This window comes from Pseudomonas sp. TH31 (assembly GCF_016650815.1).
GTDB lineage: Bacteria > Pseudomonadota > Gammaproteobacteria > Pseudomonadales > Pseudomonadaceae > Aquipseudomonas.
In genome coordinates this window covers 204,733-223,011 of the sequence record NZ_JAEKEZ010000029.1, presented here as the reverse complement: position 1 = coordinate 223,011, position 18,279 = coordinate 204,733, and the positions used below count along the sequence as shown (strand labels likewise).

Here is an 18,279-nt window from a genome sequence, read left to right as displayed (position 1 = left end):
GCCATGCGATTGATGTTCGAACCGCTGACGATCCTGATCGCTGAAGACAGTGCGGCTGATCGTATGCTGCTGTCGAGCATCGTTCGGCGCCAGGGTCATGAAGTGTTGACTGCGGCCAACGGGGCCGAGGCGGTCGAAGCGTTCCGTCAGCAGCAACCGCAACTGGTGTTGATGGACGCCATGATGCCGGTGATGGACGGTTTCGAAGCGGCGCGGCAGATCAAGGCGCTGGCGGGGAAACCCTGGTGCCGATCATCTTTCTGACCTCGCTGACCGAAAGCGAAGCCCTGGTCCGCTGCCTGGAGGCTGGCGGTGACGACTTTCTGGCGAAACCCTACAACCAAGTGATCCTCGGAGCCAAGATCAAGGCGATGGACCGCTTGCGCCGCTTGCAGGCCACCGTGCTTGAACAGCGTGACCAAATCGCCCAGCACCACGACTACTTGCTCAACGAACAGCGGGTGGCGAAGGCGGTGTTCGACAAGATTGCCCATTCCGGCTGCCTGAATGCGCCGAATATTCGCTACCTGCAATCGCCCTACGCGCTGTTCAATGGCGATCTGCTGCTGGCTGCCTTTACTCCGGCTGGTGACATGCACGTGCTGCTCGGTGATTTCACCGGTCACGGCCTGCCGGCAGCAGTCGGCGCCATGCCCCTGGCGGAAGTGTTTTATGGCATGACCGCGAAGGGCTTCGGCTTGCCCGAAACCCTGCGGGAGATGAATGCCAAGCTCAAGCGCATCCTGCCGGTGGACATGTTCTGTTGCGCGACCCTGCTGTGTTTGAGTTTCCAGCGATGTTCGGTTGAGGTCTGGAATGGCGGGATGCCGGACGGTTACCTGCACAGCTTCGCCAGCGGCGAGCGGACACCGCTGACGGCGCAGCACCTGCCATTGGGGGTGCTTAGCCCGCAAACCTTCGATGATCGCACCCAAGTGTTTCCGATGGCCGTCGGTGATCGGGTATTCCTGCTGTCCGATGGGGTGATCGACACCTGCGATGCCAACGAGCAGTTATTCGGTATCGAGCGATTGGAGCGAGTATTTGCGGCCAATCGTCAGCCCGGGGTGTTGTTCGAAGAGATTGAACAGGCCCTGCGCGACTTCCGTGGCGAGGCCCGGGATGATGTGAGCATGGTCGAGGTCAGCCTGCTGGAAGCCGCCCAGATCAGTCCGCCGGCACTGGTGTATTCCGACAGTGGTCAGTCCTGTCCGCTGGACTGGTCGGTGAGTTTCGAGTTCCGCGCCGCCACCCTCAAACGTTTTAATCCGCTGCCGTATCTGCTGCAATTGCTGCTGGAGGTCCATGGCCTGCGGACGCAAAGCGGCGCGTTGTACAGTGTTCTGGCCGAGTTGTATTCCAATGCGCTGGAGCACGGCGTGCTGGGCCTGGATTCGAGTCTCAAGCGCGATGCCTTGGGTTTTGCGCGCTATTATCAGGAGCGCAATGCGCGTCTGGATCAGTTGCAGGATGGCTACGTGCGTTTGCATTTGGCGGTAACGCCAGAGGGCGAGGGCGGTCGCCTGACGATTCGAGTCGACGACAGTGGCAAGGGTTTCGATGTGGCGCAGGTGATGGACCGTCCCCTGGATGGCGTCCGTCTGTCGGGACGGGGCGTCAGTCTGGTTCGTCAGTTGGGCCGCAAGGCGAGTTGGTCAAACGATGGTCGTAGTGCGCACGTGGAGTTTTACTGGGAGGCTCTGGCATAATCCGCGAATTCTTGATCAAGGAGTGAGCAAGTGGCTGACACACATCTGGATCGCGACGTGCTGAGCGCGTTGCAGGAAGTCATGGAGGATGAGTATCCGACCTTGCTGGATACCTTCATCGCCGACTCCGAGGAGCGTTTGCGCGTCCTGCGAAAGGCTGAAGATGCCGCGCAGCTCATGAATGCTGCCCACAGTTTCAAGGGCAGTAGCAGCAACATGGGCGCCATTCGTCTGGCCGAGCTGTGCGATGAGCTGGAGCAGCGGGCCAGGCAGGAACGCCTGGCGGGCATCGAAAAACTGGTCGGAGAAATTGACGGCGAGTTCGCCATTGTCCGCCCGCTTTATGAGGCCGAGCGTCAACGTTCCCTGGCGGAGTAACGCGCCGCCGGGCGCTTTTGGCGTCTTTCCAGCAAAACTGGCTCGACCCTTGCAGCTATCTCTATTAACTGTACCTACGATCCCAGTGCAGCGGAGACCGCGTTATGCCCGTTACCCCCAACTCGCTTCTTCAGGTCGCGGCAAAGGCCAAGCCTCAAGTCGCCAGCGCCAACCCCCCGCCGGTGGCTGCGGTGCCTGTGGATAAGGCGTCCAGCTTCGCCAAGGTCTTCGCCAATCAAGCCCGGAACAAGCCTGTCGTGTCGGCTGACACAGCGGTCAAACCTGCTCGGGATAAAACCTCGGACAGCCCTGGCAAAAAGGACGTCGGCAACACCAGGGCTGCCGCCTCGGCCCCGACCGTTGCCGATAGCGGCAAAACCTTGCCCGCTGATAATTCGGCGCCGGTGCCCGCATCGACAAGCGACAAGACCGCCAGCGATAGCGATACGGACACCGCCAATACACCGGTAGCCGTCGATGCGCCGCCGGCCGACCCGACGCTGGACCCCGCCTTGATGCAAGCGGTTCAGCCGGTGGCGCCAGCGCCAGTGCCGCAAACGCCACCCGTGGTTGTCACGGCGCCACCGCAAGTCGAGGCGCCGGTTGCTGCCGCTGTTGCTGCTGCGCCAGCACCGGCAGCCGCCCCGGCCACCGCCGATACCGATTTCGATCCAGAGGCTGACCCGCTCGATGCGTTGCCAGCCTTGCGCATGGCCATGGAGCAGAGCGGGCACGTGTCCGCTTCCAGCCAGGCTCAGGCCAAAGCGGCACCGACTCAGGCGCAAACCGATGGCGACCTGACCTCGGCGCAAAACTTTGCCGCCGGCATGGCGACCATGCTTGATGTGAAGGCCGACAAAGACAGCACCAGTCAGGGTGGCGAAAAGACGTTCAGTGGCTTGATCAATGAAGGTCTCAAGGACCTGACCTCCTCCAGCAGCGATACCCGTGTCGATGACTTCGCCAGCCGTCTGGCGGCATTGACCCAGGCCGCTACGCCGAAAACCGCCAATGCCCTGCCGGTCAATCAGCCGATTGCCATGCATCAGAGCGGCTGGACCGACGAAGTGGTAAACCGCGTCATGTACCTGTCCAGTGCCAATCTCAAGGCGGCCGACATCCAGTTGCAGCCCGCCGAACTGGGGCGCCTGGATATTCGGGTGAGCATGGTGCCGGACCAGCAGACCCAGGTGACTTTCATGAGTGCTCACCCCGGCGTTCGCGAAGCACTGGACGGGCAAATGCATCGCCTGCGTGACATGTTCGCGCAGCAGGGCATGGGCCAGGTCGACGTCAACGTGTCCGATCAGTCCCGTGGCTGGCAGGGCCAGGGTCAGGATCAACAGGCGCAGGGCGGTCGTACCAGCGCCAGTGGCGGTCGCGTTGATGCCATGGATGATGATATTGCGCCGGCGGTGGCAGAAGTGGCTGCGACAGCTACCAGCGTGATCGGCTCCAGCGCCGTCGATTATTACGCCTGATAAATTAGGCAACCCCAAAAAGATCGCAGCCTTCGGCAGCTCCTACAGGGTGTACACCTTGCCAATGTAGGAGCTGCCGAAGGCTGCGATCTTTTGCTTTTTAAGCCCTTCGCACTTTTGCCCTCCGACACTTCTGGCATAACACTTGCTCTTGCCTTGCCGTGCGACTGTGAAAACCTGAATAGTGACGGATTATTGGCATGGCGAAGAGCGAAGCAGCAGCAGTGGTTAAAGACCCTGCAACCAAAGGCAAACTCAAGCTGATCATTGCGATCGTGGCGGCGGTGCTGCTGGCGATCGGCTTGTCCGTGGGGGCGACCTGGTACTTCATGCACAGCGCCGCCAGTAAACCTGCCGTCGTGGCAGAAACCGCCCCGGCCGGCAAACAACCGGCAGTCTTCGAGCCCATGGCGCCGGCCTTCGTCGCCAACTACAACCAGAACGGTCGTCAGCGCTACATGCAGGTGAGTATCACCCTGCAGGGGCGCAATCAGGCCGATCTGGATGCGCTTAAAGTGCACATGCCGGTCATCCGCAACAACCTCGTCATGCTGTTCTCCGGCCAGGACTTCGCCACCCTCGCGACCCCGGTCGGGCAAGAGATGCTGCGTCAGAAGGCCACCGCGAGCGTCCAGGAAGTAGCGCAGAAAGAGCTTGGCAAAGTGGTGATCGAACAATTGCTTTTCACTAATTTCGTACTGCAGTAGGAACACGACATGGCCGTGCAGGACCTGCTGTCCCAGGATGAGATCGATGCGCTGTTGCATGGTGTCGACGATGGTCTGGTACAGACCGATACCGCTTCCGAACCCGGCAGCGTCAAAAGTTACGACCTGACCAGCCAGGATCGGATCGTCCGCGGACGCATGCCGACCCTGGAAATGATCAACGAGCGTTTCGCCCGCTACACCCGCATCAGCATGTTCAACATGCTGCGTCGCTCGGCAGACGTTGCCGTCGGTGGCGTGCAGGTGATGAAGTTCGGCGAATACGTGCACTCGCTGTACGTGCCGACCAGTCTCAACCTGGTCAAGATCAAGCCGTTGCGCGGCACTGCACTGTTCATCCTCGACGCCAAACTGGTGTTCAAACTGGTGGACAACTTCTTTGGCGGTGATGGTCGTCACGCGAAGATCGAAGGGCGTGAATTCACCCCGACCGAGTTGCGTGTGGTGCGCATGGTGCTGGAACAGGCGTTCATCGATTTGAAAGAAGCCTGGCAGGCGATCATGGAAGTGAACTTCGAGTACATCAACTCGGAAGTGAACCCGGCCATGGCCAACATCGTCGGCCCGAGCGAAGCGATTGTGGTCTCGACGTTCCACATCGAGCTCGATGGCGGTGGCGGCGACCTGCACGTGACCATGCCGTACTCGATGATCGAGCCGGTGCGTGAAATGCTCGACGCCGGCTTCCAGTCGGACCTCGATGACCAGGACGAGCGCTGGGTCAACGCCCTGCGCCAGGACGTGCTCGACGTCGACGTGCCGATTGGTGCCACCGTCGCCCGTCGTCAGTTGCGTCTGCGCGACATCCTGCATATGCAGCCGGGGGACATTATCCCGGTCGAGATGCCGGAAGAAATGATCATGCGCGCCAACGGCGTGCCTGCGTTCAAGGTCAAGATGGGTTCGCACAAAGGCAACCTCGCGTTGCAGGTGATCGAGCCGATCGAGCGCCGTTGATCGGCGCTTAACCCCCCATTTAACACTGGCCGCTTCCAGTTGAAGAGCTGCCCGCCGAGGACACATGATGAACGACGATATGAACGCCCAGGACGACCAGGCACTCGCTGACGAATGGGCTGCCGCGCTGGAAGAAACCGGTGACGCCGGCCAGGACGATATCGATGCCCTGCTGGCCGCTGATACCGGTGGCTCGGCGTCCAACCGCCTGCAGATGGAAGAGTTCGGCAGCGTGCCGAAGAACAACGAACCGGTGACCCTCGACGGTCCGAACCTGGACGTGATCCTCGACATCCCGGTGTCGATTTCCATGGAAGTCGGTAGTACCGACATCAACATCCGTAACCTGCTGCAACTCAACCAGGGTTCGGTCATCGAGCTGGATCGTCTGGCCGGTGAGCCGCTGGACGTGCTGGTCAACGGCACGCTGATCGCTCACGGCGAAGTGGTGGTGGTCAACGAGAAGTTCGGCATCCGCCTGACTGACGTGATCAGCCCAAGCGAACGCATCAAGAAGCTGCGCTAAGTGAAAAAGGTTCTGGGTTCTTTGCCGGGATTGCTGCTGGCGTTGCCGTTCAGCGTGATGGCGGCGGAACCGGTTGCAACGGTCACTGCCGCGGTGAATACCGCGACGGCTGCCGCTGCGCCGACGGTCAGCAGCGGTGTGGCCGGGCAATTGACGCAATTGGTGTTCGGCCTGTTGTTTGTGCTGGGGTTGATCTTCTTCCTCGCCTGGCTGTTGCGTCGGGTCCAGCAGGCCGGGCCGGCCGGCAAGGGGCAGGTGATCGACATCATAGGTTCCCGTGCCCTGGGCCCGCGTGATCGTTTGATGCTGGTCCAGGTCGGCAATGAGCAGATTTTGCTCGGCATCAGTCCTGGCACCATCACTGCGCTGCATGTGCTCAAGGAGCCGGTACAAGTGCCGGGCGGGACTGAAAAATCGACCCCGGAGTTTGCCCAGCGCCTGATGGAACTGTTGGGCAAGGATCAGAAGGATAAGAAGTAATGGGTGCGCTACGCATCGTCTTGACGCTGGCCCTGATGCTGGCTGCGCCGTTGGCGCTCGCCGCCGATCCGTTATCGATCCCGGCAATCACCTTGGGCACCAACGCCAACGGAGCTCAGGAATACTCGGTCAGCCTGCAGATTCTGCTGATCATGACCGCGCTGAGCTTCATCCCGGCGTTCGTCATGCTGATGACCAGTTTTACCCGGATCATCATCGTCTTCTCGATCCTGCGTCAGGCCCTGGGCTTGCAGCAGACCCCGTCGAACCAGATCCTCACCGGCATGGCGCTGTTCCTGACCATGTTCATCATGGCGCCGGTGTTCGACCGGGTGAACAACGATGCCTTGCAGCCGTACCTGGCGGAAAAAATGACCGCCCAGGATGCCGTGCTCAAGGCGCAAGTGCCGATCAAGGACTTCATGCTGGCCCAGACCCGCACCAGCGATCTGGAGCTGTTCATGCGGTTGTCCAAGCGCACTGACATTGCCACGCCGGATCAGGCGCCTCTGACCATTCTGGTGCCGGCGTTCGTGACGTCGGAGCTGAAAACCGCGTTCCAGATCGGCTTCATGATCTTCATTCCATTCCTGATCATCGACTTGGTCGTGGCCAGTGTGCTGATGGCCATGGGGATGATGATGCTCTCGCCGCTGATCATTTCCCTGCCGTTCAAGATCATGCTGTTCGTGCTGGTCGATGGCTGGGCATTGATTATTGGCACGTTGGCCAGCAGCTTTGGAGGTGTTTCGCCATGACGCCGGAAGTCGCCGTAGATATCTTTCGGGATGCGTTGTGGCTGACCACCATGATGGTTGCGGTGCTGGTGATTCCGAGTCTGCTGGTGGGCCTGTTGGTGGCGATGTTCCAGGCCGCGACCCAGATCAACGAACAGACCTTGAGCTTCCTGCCGCGCCTGCTGGTGATGCTGGTGACGCTGATCGTGGCCGGCCCGTGGCTGGTTCAGACGTTCATGGAATACATCCTGCGGTTGTACGGCAGTATTCCTCAGGTCATTGGCTAAACCATGTCGCTGCTGCAACTGACCGATACCCAGATCAGCACTTGGGTGGCGACGTTCATGTTGCCGCTGTTTCGCGTCGGCACGTTGCTGATGGTCATGCCGGTCTTCGGCACGACCCTGGTGCCCAGGCGCGTGCGGGCGTATCTCGCTCTGGCGATCACGGTGGTCATCACGCCGGCCCTGCCGCCGATGCCGCCGGTCAATCCGCTGGACTTGAGCGGGCTGCTGCTGATCGGTGAGCAGATCATCATTGGCGCCGTGCTGGGCTTCTCCTTGCAGTTGTTCTTCCAGGCGTTCGTCATCGCCGGACAGATTGTCGCGATCCAGATGGGCATGGGCTTTGCGTCCATGGTCGACCCTACCAACGGCGTATCGGTGGCGGTGATCGGGCAGTTCTTCACCATGCTGGTAACGCTGTTGTTCCTGTCGATGAACGGTCACCTGGTGGTCTTCGAAGTCCTCACAGAAAGCTTCACTACGCTGCCGGTCGGCAGCGGGTTTATGGTCGATAATTTCTGGCAACTGGCGGGCAAGCTCGGCTGGGTGCTGGGGGCGGCACTGGTGTTGGTGTTGCCGGCGATCACGGCGTTGCTGGTGGTCAACATCGCGTTTGGCGTGATGACCCGGGCGGCGCCGCAACTGAACATCTTCTCCATTGGGTTTCCGCTGACCCTGGTGCTGGGGATGTTCATCCTCTGGATCAGCCTGGGCGACATTCTCAACCAGTACCAGCCGATGGCCGTGGAGGCCTTGCAGTTTCTACGCGAACTGGCACGGGTGCGCTGAGCCATGGCTGAGAGCGAAAGCGGTCAAGACAAAACAGAAGACCCCACGGACAAGCGCAAGAAAGACTCCCGCGACAAAGGCGAGGTGGCGCGCTCCAAGGAACTCAATACCCTGGCGATCATGCTCGTCGGTGCCGGCGCACTGCTGATTTTCGGCGGAGTCCTGGCCCAAGACATGATGGAGTTGATGCGCCTTAACTTCTCGTTGCCGCGGGAGGTGATCCTCGATCAGAAATCCATGGGCAACTACCTGATGCACTCGGGTCAGGTTGCCTTGTGGGCCATTCAGCCGATCATGATCTCCCTGGTTCTGGCAGCGCTCATCGGCCCGATTTCTCTGGGCGGCTGGTTGTTTTCCGCGAGCAGCCTGGCGCCGAAGTTCAGCCGGATGAACCCGCTCAGCGGCCTCAAACGGATGTTTTCCACCAAGGCCCTGGTCGAGCTGCTCAAAGCGTTTGCCAAGTTCACCATCGTTTTGTTTGTGGCGCTGGCGGTGTTGTCCTCGGACATCGCTGACTTGCAGCGCATTGCCCATGAGCCGTTGGAGACGGCGATCATCCACAGTATTCAGGTGGTGGGTTGGAGCACGTTGTGGATGGCTTGCGGGCTGATCATCATTGCGGCGGTCGACGTGCCTGTGCAGTTGTGGGAAAGCCACAAGAAGCTGCTGATGACCAAGCAGGAAGTGCGTGACGAGCACAAGGATTCGGACGGGCGGCCAGAGGTCAAGCAGCGGATTCGTCAGCTGCAGCGCGAGATGTCCCAGCGCCGGATGATGGCGGCGATCCCGGATGCCGACGTGGTCATCACCAACCCGACGCACTACGCCGTAGCGCTCAAGTACGACCCGGAGAAGGGCGGGGCGCCGATGCTGATCGCCAAGGGCAGTGACTTCCTGGCGTTGAAGATGCGTGAAATTGCCGTGGCCAACGAAGTGCTGCTGCTCGAATCGCCAGCCCTGGCGCGTTCGATCTATTACTCCACAGAACTCGACCAGGAAATCCCTGGCGGCTTGTACCTGGCAGTTGCCCAGGTACTGGCCTACGTCTACCAGATCCGCCAGCACCGCGCCGGCAAGGGCAAGCGCCCGGACCCGCTCAAGGACGACTTGCCGATCCCACCGGATCTGCGTCGCGATTCTTAAAAGATCGCAGCCTCGTTTCACTCGACAGCTCCTGCAGGGGTGGTTTATCTGCGATATCGCGGTGTAAACCCAACCCGTAGGAGCTGCCGAAGGCTCGGTCCGCGTTCGGACGATCTTTTGATCTTGTCCAGTCCCGGCAAAAGTGGAAGGCTTCTTGCAGTAGCCGCTCTGCGTCTGCTTCAGGCGTCAAAAGTTTGCTTTAAAGGAACGGGGAAAACCGGTGGATCGCTCTCAGTTATTCAATAGTGCTCGCGCTAACGTCGCCGACTTGAGTCGGGGCAATCTGGGTGTGCCGCTGTTGCTGCTGGTCATGCTGGCCATGATGATGTTGCCGGTGCCGCCGTTCCTGCTGGACGTGTTTTTCACGTTCAACATTGCATTGTCCATTGTCGTCCTGCTGGTCTGTGTCTACGCTTTGCGGCCGTTGGATTTCGCGGTGTTTCCGACGATTTTGCTGGTCGCCACGCTCATGCGCCTGGCGCTGAACGTGGCCTCGACGCGAGTGGTGATGCTCCACGGTCAGGAAGGGCATGCCGCCGCCGGTAAGGTGATCCAGGCCTTCGGTGAGGTGGTGATCGGCGGCAACTACGTGGTCGGTATCGTGGTCTTCGCGATTTTGATGATCATCAACTTCGTCGTGGTGACCAAGGGTGCCGGGCGGATTTCCGAGGTGAGCGCGCGCTTCACCCTCGACGCGATGCCCGGCAAACAGATGGCCATCGACGCCGACCTGAACGCCGGCCTGATCGATCAGAACCAGGCCAAACTGCGCCGGATGGAAGTTGCCCAGGAAGCCGAGTTCTACGGTTCCATGGACGGTGCCAGCAAATTCGTGCGCGGTGACGCCATCGCCGGCCTGCTGATCCTGTTCATCAACCTGATCGGCGGTATGGCGGTCGGTATCTTCCAGCACGGCATGAGCTTCGGTGACGCCGGCAAGGTTTACGCGCTGTTGACCATCGGTGACGGTTTGGTGGCGCAATTGCCATCACTGCTGTTGTCCACCGCCGCTGCGATCATGGTGACCCGTGCGTCCGGCTCGGAAGACATGGGCAAGCAGATCGGTCGCCAGATGTTCGCCTCGCCGAAAGCGTTGGCGGTGGCGGCAGGTTTGATGGCGGTGATGGGCCTGGTGCCCGGCATGCCGCACTTCTCCTTTCTCAGCATGGCGGCCTTGGCGGGTGGCGCTGCGTACCTGTTCTGGAAAAAGCAGAGCGTGGTCAAGGTTCAGGCCTTGCAAGAGGTCAAGCGCCAGCAAGAACTGCTGCCATCCCCGGCCCGCGCTCAGGAAACCAAGGAGCTTGGCTGGGACGACGTGACCCCGATCGACATGATTGGCCTGGAAGTTGGCTATCGCCTGATTCCGCTGGTGGATCGCAACCAGGGTGGTCAGTTGCTGGCGCGGATCAAGGGCGTTCGCAAGAAGCTGTCCCAGGACCTGGGCTTCCTGATGCCGACTGTGCACATTCGTGACAACCTCGACCTGGCGCCAAGTGCTTATCGCCTGACCCTCATGGGCGTGATCCTCGCCGAGGCGGAGATTTACCCGGATCGCGAGCTGGCGATCAATCCGGGGCAGGTCTACGGCACGCTCAATGGCATTACCGCCAAAGATCCGGCTTTTGGTCTGGAGGCGGTCTGGATCGAAATCAGCCAGCGTGCCCAGGCCCAGTCCCTTGGTTACACCGTGGTCGATGCCAGTACAGTGGTGGCAACCCACTTGAACCAGATTCTGTACAAGCACTCCAGTGAGCTGATTGGCCACGAGGAAGTGCAGCAACTCATGCAATTGCTGGCCAAAAGCTCGCCAAAACTGGCTGAAGAGTTGGTGCCGGGCGTTGTTTCGCTGTCGCAGTTGCTCAAAGTCTTGCAGGCGTTGCTCGCCGAACAAGTGCCGGTACGGGACATTCGCAGCATCGCCGAGGCCATCGCCAACAATGCAGCCAAGAGTCAAGATACTGCCGCTCTGGTGGCCGCGGTGCGCGTCGGCGTATCCCGCGCAATCGTCCAAAGCATTGTAGGGACTGAGTCGGAGCTACCAGTTATCACCCTGGAGCCAAGGTTGGAACAGATATTGCTCAATAGTCTTCAGAAGGCAGGACAGGGCTCGGAAGAGGGCGTTCTGCTGGAGCCAAGCATGGCAGAGAAGCTGCAACGTTCGTTGATCGATGCCGCGCAGCGTCAAGAGATGCAAGGTCAACCGGTGATTCTGCTGGTAGCCGGTCCGGTTCGCGCGATGCTTTCGCGATTCGGCCGACTGGCAGTCCCGGTTTGCATGTGTTGGCTTACCAGGAAATTCCTGACAACAAGCAAGTGACCATCGTTGCGACAGTAGGGCCCAACGGCTGAGGTAGTGGTTTATGCAAGTTAAGCGTTTTTTCGCCGCCGATATGCGTCAGGCCATGAAACTGGTTCGTGATGAGCTGGGCGCTGATGCGGCCATTATCGGCAACCGCCGGATCGCCGGCGGTGTCGAGCTGACAGCAGCCCTGGATTACAAATTGTCGGCGCTGGCCCCGCGCGTTCCGAACATGGAACTCGAGGATGAGCTGCGCAAGACCCAGTCGCGCATCGTGACTGCCCAGGCCGAACTGAGCCTGCGCGGCGATGGCGAGACTGACGGTGACAAGACCACCAATCGCCAGTTGTTCGCCGGCTTGCCGTTGACCGCTGCCGAGCCGTTGGTTGAACCGACTTACGCCGCGCCGCGCCGTCAGGCACCGGCTCCTGCGCCAGCCTCCGGCGGTGTTGACCCGCGGGCCTTCGATTCGATGCGTTTCGAGCTCAACAGCCTGCGCGAACTGATGGAAGTGCAACTCGGCTCCCTGGCCTGGAATCAGTTGCAAGGCAGTCGTCCGGCCCAGGCGAACCTGTGGCGTCGCCTGCAACGCATCGGCTTGTCCGGCCCGTTGTCACGCGATCTGCTGGCGCTGATCAGCGATATTGAAGAACCTCGTCAAGCCTGGCGCATGTTGCTGGCGCACCTGGCGCGGATGATCGCCACACCGGAAGTCGAGCCGCTGGAAGAGGGCGGCGTGATTGCCATGGTCGGCCCTGCCGGCATGGGCAAGACCACCACGCTGGCCAAGCTCGCCGCCCGTTACGTGCTCAAGTACGGCGCGCAGAACATCGCGCTGGTGAGCATGGACAGCTACCGCATTGGTGCTCAGGAACAACTCAAGACCCTGGGCCGGATTCTCAATGTGTCGGTGACCCACGTCGACCCGGGCCAGTCCCTGGTGCAGGCGCTGGACCCGCTGCTGCGCAAACGCGTGGTGCTGATCGATACCGCCGGCCTTCAGGCCAGCGATCCGGCACTGCGCATGCAGCTCGAAAGCCTGGCCGGTCGCGGGATCAAGTCGAAGAATTATCTGGTCCTGGCAACCACCAGCCAGAAACAGGTTCTAACCGCCGCCTATCACAGTTACAAGCGCTGCGGGCTGGCCGGGTGCATCCTGACTAAACTGGATGAAACGGCGAGTTTGGGCGAGGTGTTGAGCCTGGCCATCAGTCATGAATTGCCGGTGGCTTACCTCACCGATGGCCCGCGTATCCCGGATGATTTGCATCTGCCGCGGCGTCATCAGCTGGTCAGTCGCGCGGTTAGCGTGCAAATGCAGGAAGAACCCAGCGAGGAAGCCATGGCTGACATGTTCGCTGATATTTACCACAGCCCGACCAAACAGGTTGGCTGAGGTACTAATGAACCGTTTTTGTACCTACATCGATGGTCTGCCATGCATTGTTCAGTTGATGAACGCGCAGCCAGTAATGTGGCCTCCGTCTATGCAAGACAAGGTAAAGAAATAACATGGGCAGCATGCATCCCGTACAGGTGATCGCGGTGACCGGCGGCAAAGGTGGCGTCGGGAAGACTAACGTGTCAGTGAACTTGTCCCTGGCTCTAGCTGAGCTCGGCCGGCGCGTCATGCTGCTGGATGCCGATCTGGGGCTGGCGAACGTCGACGTTCTGTTGGGACTGACACCAAAACGTACACTGGCCGACGTGATTGAAGGCCGCTGCGAGCTGCGCGACGTTCTGTTGCAGGGCCCGGGCGGTATTCGCATCGTTCCGGCCGCTTCCGGTACCCAGAGCATGGTTCATCTGAGCCCGGCCCAGCATGCCGGCCTGATCCAGGCCTTCAGCGATATCGGCGACAACCTTGATGTCCTGGTGATCGACACCGCTGCCGGTATTGGTGAGTCGGTAGTCAGTTTTGTCCGCGCCGCCCAGGAAGTGTTGCTGGTGGTCTGCGACGAGCCGACCTCCATCACCGACGCCTACGCGCTGATCAAGCTGCTGAACCGCGATTACGGCATGAACCGCTTCCGCGTCCTGGCCAACATGGCCCAGAGCCCGCAAGAAGGTCGCAACCTGTTCGCCAAGTTGACCAAGGTCACGGACCGCTTCCTTGACGTCGCCTTACAATACGTCGGCGCCGTGCCTTACGACGAAAGCGTGCGCAAGGCCGTGCAGAAGCAACGTGCCGTCTACGAAGCCTTTCCGCGCTCCAAGTGCGCCCTGGCGTTCAAGGCGATTGCACAGAAGGTCGACACCTGGCCGCTGCCGGCCAACCCGCGTGGGCATCTGGAATTCTTCGTCGAGCGTCTCGTGCAACAGACCGCAGGACCCGTCCTATGACAGCCAGTGGCTACAACCTCTACAAGAAGTCGGCACGTGACGCGCAGTACGAGCTGATCGAGCGTTATGCGCCACTGGTTAAACGCATTGCATACCACTTGCTGGCACGTTTGCCGGCCAGTGTTCAGGTGGAAGACCTGATCCAGGCCGGGATGATCGGCCTGCTTGAAGTGTCGACCAAATACGATGCCAGCAAAGGCGCGAGTTTCGAGACGTACGCGGGCATTCGAATCCGCGGCGCGATGCTCGATGAAGTACGCAAAGGGGACTGGGCGCCACGTTCGGTCCACCGCAATACCCGCATGGTCAGCGACGCAATTCGCTCGATTGAAGCTAAAACCGGCCGTGACGCTAAAGATCACGAGGTTGCGGCCGAACTCCAATTGAGTCTCGACGATTATTACGGGATTTTGAACGACACCTTGGGCAGCCGCCTGTTCAGTTTCGACGATCTGTTGCAGGACGGCGAACACGAAGGGCTGCATGAGGACGGCGCCAGTGCTCATCTGGAGCCGTCACGCGATCTGGAAGATGAACGCTTCCAGGCAGCGTTGGCGGACGCGATTGCCAATTTGCCGGAGCGTGAGCGACTGGTGTTGGCGCTGTACTACGACGAAGAGCTGAACCTCAAGGAAATCGGTGAGGTCCTGGGGGTCAGCGAATCGCGTGTCAGCCAGTTACACAGCCAGTGCGCGGCCCGTTTGCGGGGGCGTTTGGGGGAGTGGCGAGCGCGCTGAAGGCAGTGTGGGGACACTGCGAACGAGGCTGGTGCGGTGTTTAACTGCAGCGGTCTCGATCTGTTGTGCTCCAGACAGTCATTTGAGTGCTTTGCCGGATTGATTGAAGTGGCGCGTCCAGGTGCTGGGCGCGTTTAAGACTGCTTGGAGGTCGAATTGGACAAGAACATGAAAATCCTCATCGTTGATGACTTCTCAACGATGCGGCGGATCATTAAAAACCTGTTGCGTGACCTTGGGTTCACCAACACGGTCGAGGCTGACGATGGCATCACTGCCATTCCGGTTCTCAACAGCGGCAGCATCGACTTTCTGGTAACGGACTGGAACATGCCTGGCATGACCGGTATCGATCTGCTGCGCCACGTGCGCGCCGATGAAAGACTCAAGCACCTGCCGGTGCTGATGGTGACTGCTGAAGCCAAGCGCGAGCAAATCATCGAAGCGGCCCAGGCCGGTGTAAACGGCTATGTGGTCAAACCCTTCACGGCCCAGGCGTTGAAAGACAAAATCGAGAAGATTTTCGAACGCATCGGTTGAGAAACTGCGCCACGGGGGAGCTATGGAGCATAACGAATCTTCACAGGGCGATTTCGAGTCGACCCTGAAAAAACATGCCCGCGAACTGGTCGACAGCCTTGAAAAAGGCAAGTTTGGCGACGCTGTGCAACTGATCCATGAGCTCAATCAGACCCGTGACCGCGGCCTGTACCAGGAAGTGGGCAAGCTCACTCGTGAGCTGCATAGCGCGATCGTCAATTTTCAGATTGACCCGCACATGCCGCAAGCCGAGGAAGTCTCGCAGATCACGGACGCCACCGAGCGTCTGGGTTATGTGGTCAAGCTGACCGAGGCCGCTGCCAACCGCACCATGGACCTGGTGGAAAACGCCACGCCGCTGGTCAACGGCCTGAGCAGTGAAGCCCAGGCGTTGAGCACCGACTGGGGACGGTTCATGCGTCGCGAAGTCGGGGCTGAAGAGTTCCGTGAGCTGGCGCGGCGGGTCGACGGTTTCCTGACACGCAGCAGCGAAGACAATCGCGTGGTGTCGAGCAACCTGAACGACATTCTGCTGGCTCAGGATTACCAGGACCTCACCGGTCAAGTGATCAAGCGTGTGACACAATTGGTCACCGAAGTTGAAAGTAACCTGCTCAAGCTCGTGCTCATGGCCAGTCAGGTAGACCGCTTTGCGGGTATCGAACATGACCGTGAAGCGATGCTGGCTGAAAAAGATCCGCAAAAACATCTCTCTCAGGGTGAAGGTCCGCAGATTCATGCCGATAAAAGAGAAGATGTTGTGTCCGGTCAGGACGATGTGGACGATTTGTTATCCAGCCTAGGATTTTAGAAATTTAGAATTTTAGGTTTTTTAGGTTTTTAGACCTTAGGAGCACCCCCTTAATGAGCTTCGGCGCCGATGAAGAGATCCTTCAGGATTTCCTGGTTGAGGCCGGCGAGATTCTAGAGCTGCTGTCCGAACAACTGGTTGAGCTGGAAAGCCGACCGGATGATGCGGACTTGCTCAATGCAATTTTTCGCGGTTTTCACACTGTAAAAGGGGGCGCCGGCTTCCTCCAGCTCAATGAGCTGGTGGAGTGCTGTCACATCGCCGAGAACGTGTTCGACATCCTGCGCAAGGGCGAACGACGCGTCGACTCGGAACTGATGGACGTAGTTCTCGAAGCGCTGGATGCGGTGAACGGTATGTTCACCGAAGTCCGCGAACGCAGCCCGGTCACGGCGGCTACTCCAGAATTGCTTGCGGCACTGGCCCGTCTGGCCGAGCCGCAAACCGCCGACGAAGCAGCTCCGGTTGCTAGCGTGGTGGAAGAACCGGCCGCTGAAAGCGAGTCGGGCGATATTACCGATAACGAATTCGAACAACTGCTGGACTCGCTGAACGCCGTCAAGGCTCAGGCCGAGGCCCCGGCGGTGGCTCCTGTGCCGACTGCAGATGCGTCGGCCAGTGACGAAATCACCGATGCCGAGTTCGAGTCGTTGCTCGATCAGTTGCATGGCAAAGGCCAGTTCGCGGTTGATGCCGTGGCAGCACCTGCTGCACCGGCTGCCCCAAAAGCGCCAGGCGACAGCTCGGACATCACTGACGACGAATTCGAAGCACTGCTCGATCAACTGCACGGCAAGGGCAACTTTGCCGTGGATGCGCTGGAATCGGCCATTGCCTCGGCCCCCGTCCCGGCTGCACCAACCGCTAAAGCGGCTGGCGGCGATCTGATCTCCGATCACGAGTTCGAATCGCTGCTCGACGAATTGCACGGCAAAGGCAAGTTCACCGAAGTCGGCACCGGCGCAGTGGTTTCTGCTCCTGTCGCCAAGGCACCAGCTGCTGCCGCCAAGCCTGCGGCGAAAGCCCCGGAGCCTAAAGCTGAAGCGCCGAAACCGGCGGCAGCGGCTGCGGCACCTGCTCGCGCCGCTTCGGCGGCGCCGCCACCGGAAAAGCCGGCCAGTGAAGCCGAGACCACGGTGCGGGTTGATACCGCGCGGCTCGACGAAATCATGAACATGGTCGGCGAACTGGTACTGGTGCGTAACCGCCTGGTTCGCCTGGGTGCCAACAGCGCCGACGAGGCCATGTCCAAAGCCGTGTCGAACCTCGACGTGGTGACGGCTGACCTGCAAACCGCGGTCATGAAGACCCGGATGCAACCGATCAAGAAAGTCTTCGGGCGCTTCCCGCGCCTGGTTCGAGACCTGGCGCGCCAGCTCAAGAAAGAGATCAACCTGGAACTGGTCGGCGAAGAAACCGACCTCGACAAGAACCTCGTCGAGGCCCTGGCCGACCCGCTGGTCCACTTGGTGCGCAACGCGGTCGACCACGGCATCGAGTCACCGGAAGAACGCGAGGCCTCGGGCAAGGCCCGCGGTGGCAAGGTGATCCTGGCCGCTGAGCAGGAAGGTGACCACATCCTGCTGTCGATCTCCGATGACGGCAAAGGCATGGACCCGAACGTCCTGCGTGCCATCGCGGTAAAACGCGGTGTGATGGACAAGGACGCAGCCGATCGTTTGAGCGAGACCGAGTGCTACAACCTGATTTTCGCACCTGGGTTCTCGACCAAAACCGAGATCTCCGACGTGTCGGGTCGTGGTGTGGGCATGGACGTGGTGAAAACCAAGATTTCCCAGCTCAACGGTTCGATCAACATCTACTCGACCAAGGGCCAGGGTTCGAAGATCGTCATCAAGGTGCCGTTGACCCTGGCGATCATGCCGACGCTGATGGTCATGCTCGGCAACCAGGCGTTTGCGTTCCCGCTGGTGAACGTCAACGAGATCTTCCACCTCGACCTGTCGCGCACCAACGTGGTGGACGGTCAGGAAGTGGTGATCGTGCGGGACAAGGCCTTGCCTTTGTTCTACCTCAAACGCTGGCTGGTCAGCTCCGCCGCTCACGAAGAGCAGCGCGAGGGCCATGTGGTGATCCTGTCGGTGGGCACGCAGCGGATCGGCTTTGTCGTCGATCAACTGGTGGGCCAGGAAGAAGTGGTCATCAAGCCATTGGGCAAAATGCTTCAGGGAACCCGGGCATGTCCGGCGCCACCATCACCGGTGACGGCCGCATTGCGCTGATTCTGGATGTCCCGAGCATGCTCAAGCGTTACGCCGCACGGCGTATTTGATTCTGGTGGGGCGGGGCGACTGAGCCTCGCTCCGTCTAACGGAG

The 18,279-nt window shown here is 60.1% G+C and carries 15 protein-coding genes and 3 pseudogenes; all 18 read left to right on the top strand.

Going from position 1 to position 18,279, the window contains the following annotated elements; all coding sequences use genetic code 11:
* Window positions 1–3: 3 nt before the first annotated feature.
* The 18 genes and pseudogenes from JFV26_RS20385 (at window position 4) to JFV26_RS20300 (ending at window position 18,235) form a co-directional block, all read left to right on the top strand.
* Window positions 4–1,709, top strand: a pseudogene (locus JFV26_RS20385) (ATP-binding SpoIIE family protein phosphatase).
* A gap of 30 nt (window positions 1,710–1,739) precedes the next feature.
* Window positions 1,740–2,087, top strand: coding sequence for an Hpt domain-containing protein (locus JFV26_RS20380; RefSeq protein ID WP_201195010.1), 348 nt, complete (start codon window positions 1,740–1,742; stop codon window positions 2,085–2,087).
* Window positions 2,088–2,191: 104 nt separating this feature from the next.
* Window positions 2,192–3,568 (top strand): flagellar hook-length control protein FliK, encoded by a 1,377-nt coding sequence (locus JFV26_RS20375; protein ID WP_201195008.1) that lies wholly within the window; start codon window positions 2,192–2,194, stop codon window positions 3,566–3,568.
* 200 nt (window positions 3,569–3,768) lie between these two features.
* The gene (gene fliL / locus JFV26_RS20370) at window positions 3,769–4,275 is read left to right on the top strand and encodes a flagellar basal body-associated protein FliL (protein ID WP_201195006.1); all 507 of its coding nucleotides are present in this window, start codon (window positions 3,769–3,771) and stop codon (window positions 4,273–4,275) included.
* A 9-nt stretch (window positions 4,276–4,284) separates the two neighbouring features.
* Window positions 4,285–5,253, top strand: coding sequence for a flagellar motor switch protein FliM (gene fliM / locus JFV26_RS20365; protein ID WP_092271441.1), 969 nt, complete (start codon window positions 4,285–4,287; stop codon window positions 5,251–5,253).
* 67 nt (window positions 5,254–5,320) lie between these two features.
* On the top strand, window positions 5,321–5,779 hold the full coding sequence (gene fliN, locus JFV26_RS20360; RefSeq protein ID WP_416195329.1) for a flagellar motor switch protein FliN: 459 nt from the start codon (window positions 5,321–5,323) through the stop codon (window positions 5,777–5,779).
* Window positions 5,780–6,259: a flagellar biosynthetic protein FliO gene (fliO, locus tag JFV26_RS20355; RefSeq protein ID WP_201195002.1), complete on the top strand. Its 480-nt coding sequence runs from the start codon at window positions 5,780–5,782 to the stop codon at window positions 6,257–6,259.
* Complete coding sequence (gene fliP, locus JFV26_RS20350; RefSeq protein ID WP_201195000.1) at window positions 6,259–7,017, top strand: flagellar type III secretion system pore protein FliP; 759 nt, start codon at window positions 6,259–6,261, stop codon at window positions 7,015–7,017. Before fliO ends, fliP begins: the two co-directional genes overlap by 1 nt.
* Window positions 7,014–7,283, top strand: a complete 270-nt coding sequence (gene fliQ / locus JFV26_RS20345) for a flagellar biosynthesis protein FliQ (RefSeq protein WP_201194998.1) — start codon at window positions 7,014–7,016, stop codon at window positions 7,281–7,283. The genes fliP and fliQ overlap by 4 nt, the downstream gene beginning before the upstream one ends.
* Window positions 7,284–7,286: 3 nt before the next feature.
* Window positions 7,287–8,069, top strand: coding sequence for a flagellar biosynthetic protein FliR (gene fliR / locus JFV26_RS20340; protein WP_201194996.1), 783 nt, complete (start codon window positions 7,287–7,289; stop codon window positions 8,067–8,069).
* A 3-nt stretch (window positions 8,070–8,072) separates the two neighbouring features.
* Window positions 8,073–9,212 carry a flagellar biosynthesis protein FlhB gene (gene flhB, locus JFV26_RS20335; RefSeq protein ID WP_201194995.1) on the top strand — a complete coding sequence of 380 codons (1,140 nt, stop codon included), beginning with the start codon at window positions 8,073–8,075 and terminating at the stop codon, window positions 9,210–9,212.
* Window positions 9,213–9,432: 220 nt separating this feature from the next.
* Window positions 9,433–11,561 (top strand): annotated as a pseudogene (gene flhA / locus JFV26_RS20330) (flagellar biosynthesis protein FlhA).
* Window positions 11,562–11,572: 11 nt separating this feature from the next.
* Window positions 11,573–12,907: a flagellar biosynthesis protein FlhF gene (gene flhF, locus JFV26_RS20325; RefSeq protein ID WP_201194994.1), complete on the top strand. Its 1,335-nt coding sequence runs from the start codon at window positions 11,573–11,575 to the stop codon at window positions 12,905–12,907.
* A 116-nt stretch (window positions 12,908–13,023) separates the two neighbouring features.
* Complete coding sequence (gene fleN / locus JFV26_RS20320) at window positions 13,024–13,854, top strand: flagellar synthesis regulator FleN (RefSeq protein ID WP_093417037.1); 831 nt, start codon at window positions 13,024–13,026, stop codon at window positions 13,852–13,854.
* Window positions 13,851–14,591, top strand: coding sequence for an RNA polymerase sigma factor FliA (fliA, locus tag JFV26_RS20315; RefSeq protein WP_007894214.1), 741 nt, complete (start codon window positions 13,851–13,853; stop codon window positions 14,589–14,591). The genes fleN and fliA overlap by 4 nt, the downstream gene beginning before the upstream one ends.
* A 168-nt stretch (window positions 14,592–14,759) precedes the next feature.
* Window positions 14,760–15,131 carry a chemotaxis response regulator CheY gene (locus tag JFV26_RS20310; protein ID WP_201194993.1) on the top strand — a complete coding sequence of 124 codons (372 nt, stop codon included), beginning with the start codon at window positions 14,760–14,762 and terminating at the stop codon, window positions 15,129–15,131.
* Between the two features lie 22 nt (window positions 15,132–15,153).
* Complete coding sequence (locus JFV26_RS20305; RefSeq protein ID WP_201194992.1) at window positions 15,154–15,942, top strand: protein phosphatase CheZ; 789 nt, start codon at window positions 15,154–15,156, stop codon at window positions 15,940–15,942.
* A 53-nt stretch (window positions 15,943–15,995) separates the two neighbouring features.
* A pseudogene (locus tag JFV26_RS20300) lies at window positions 15,996–18,235 on the top strand (chemotaxis protein CheA).
* Window positions 18,236–18,279 lie beyond the last annotated feature (44 nt).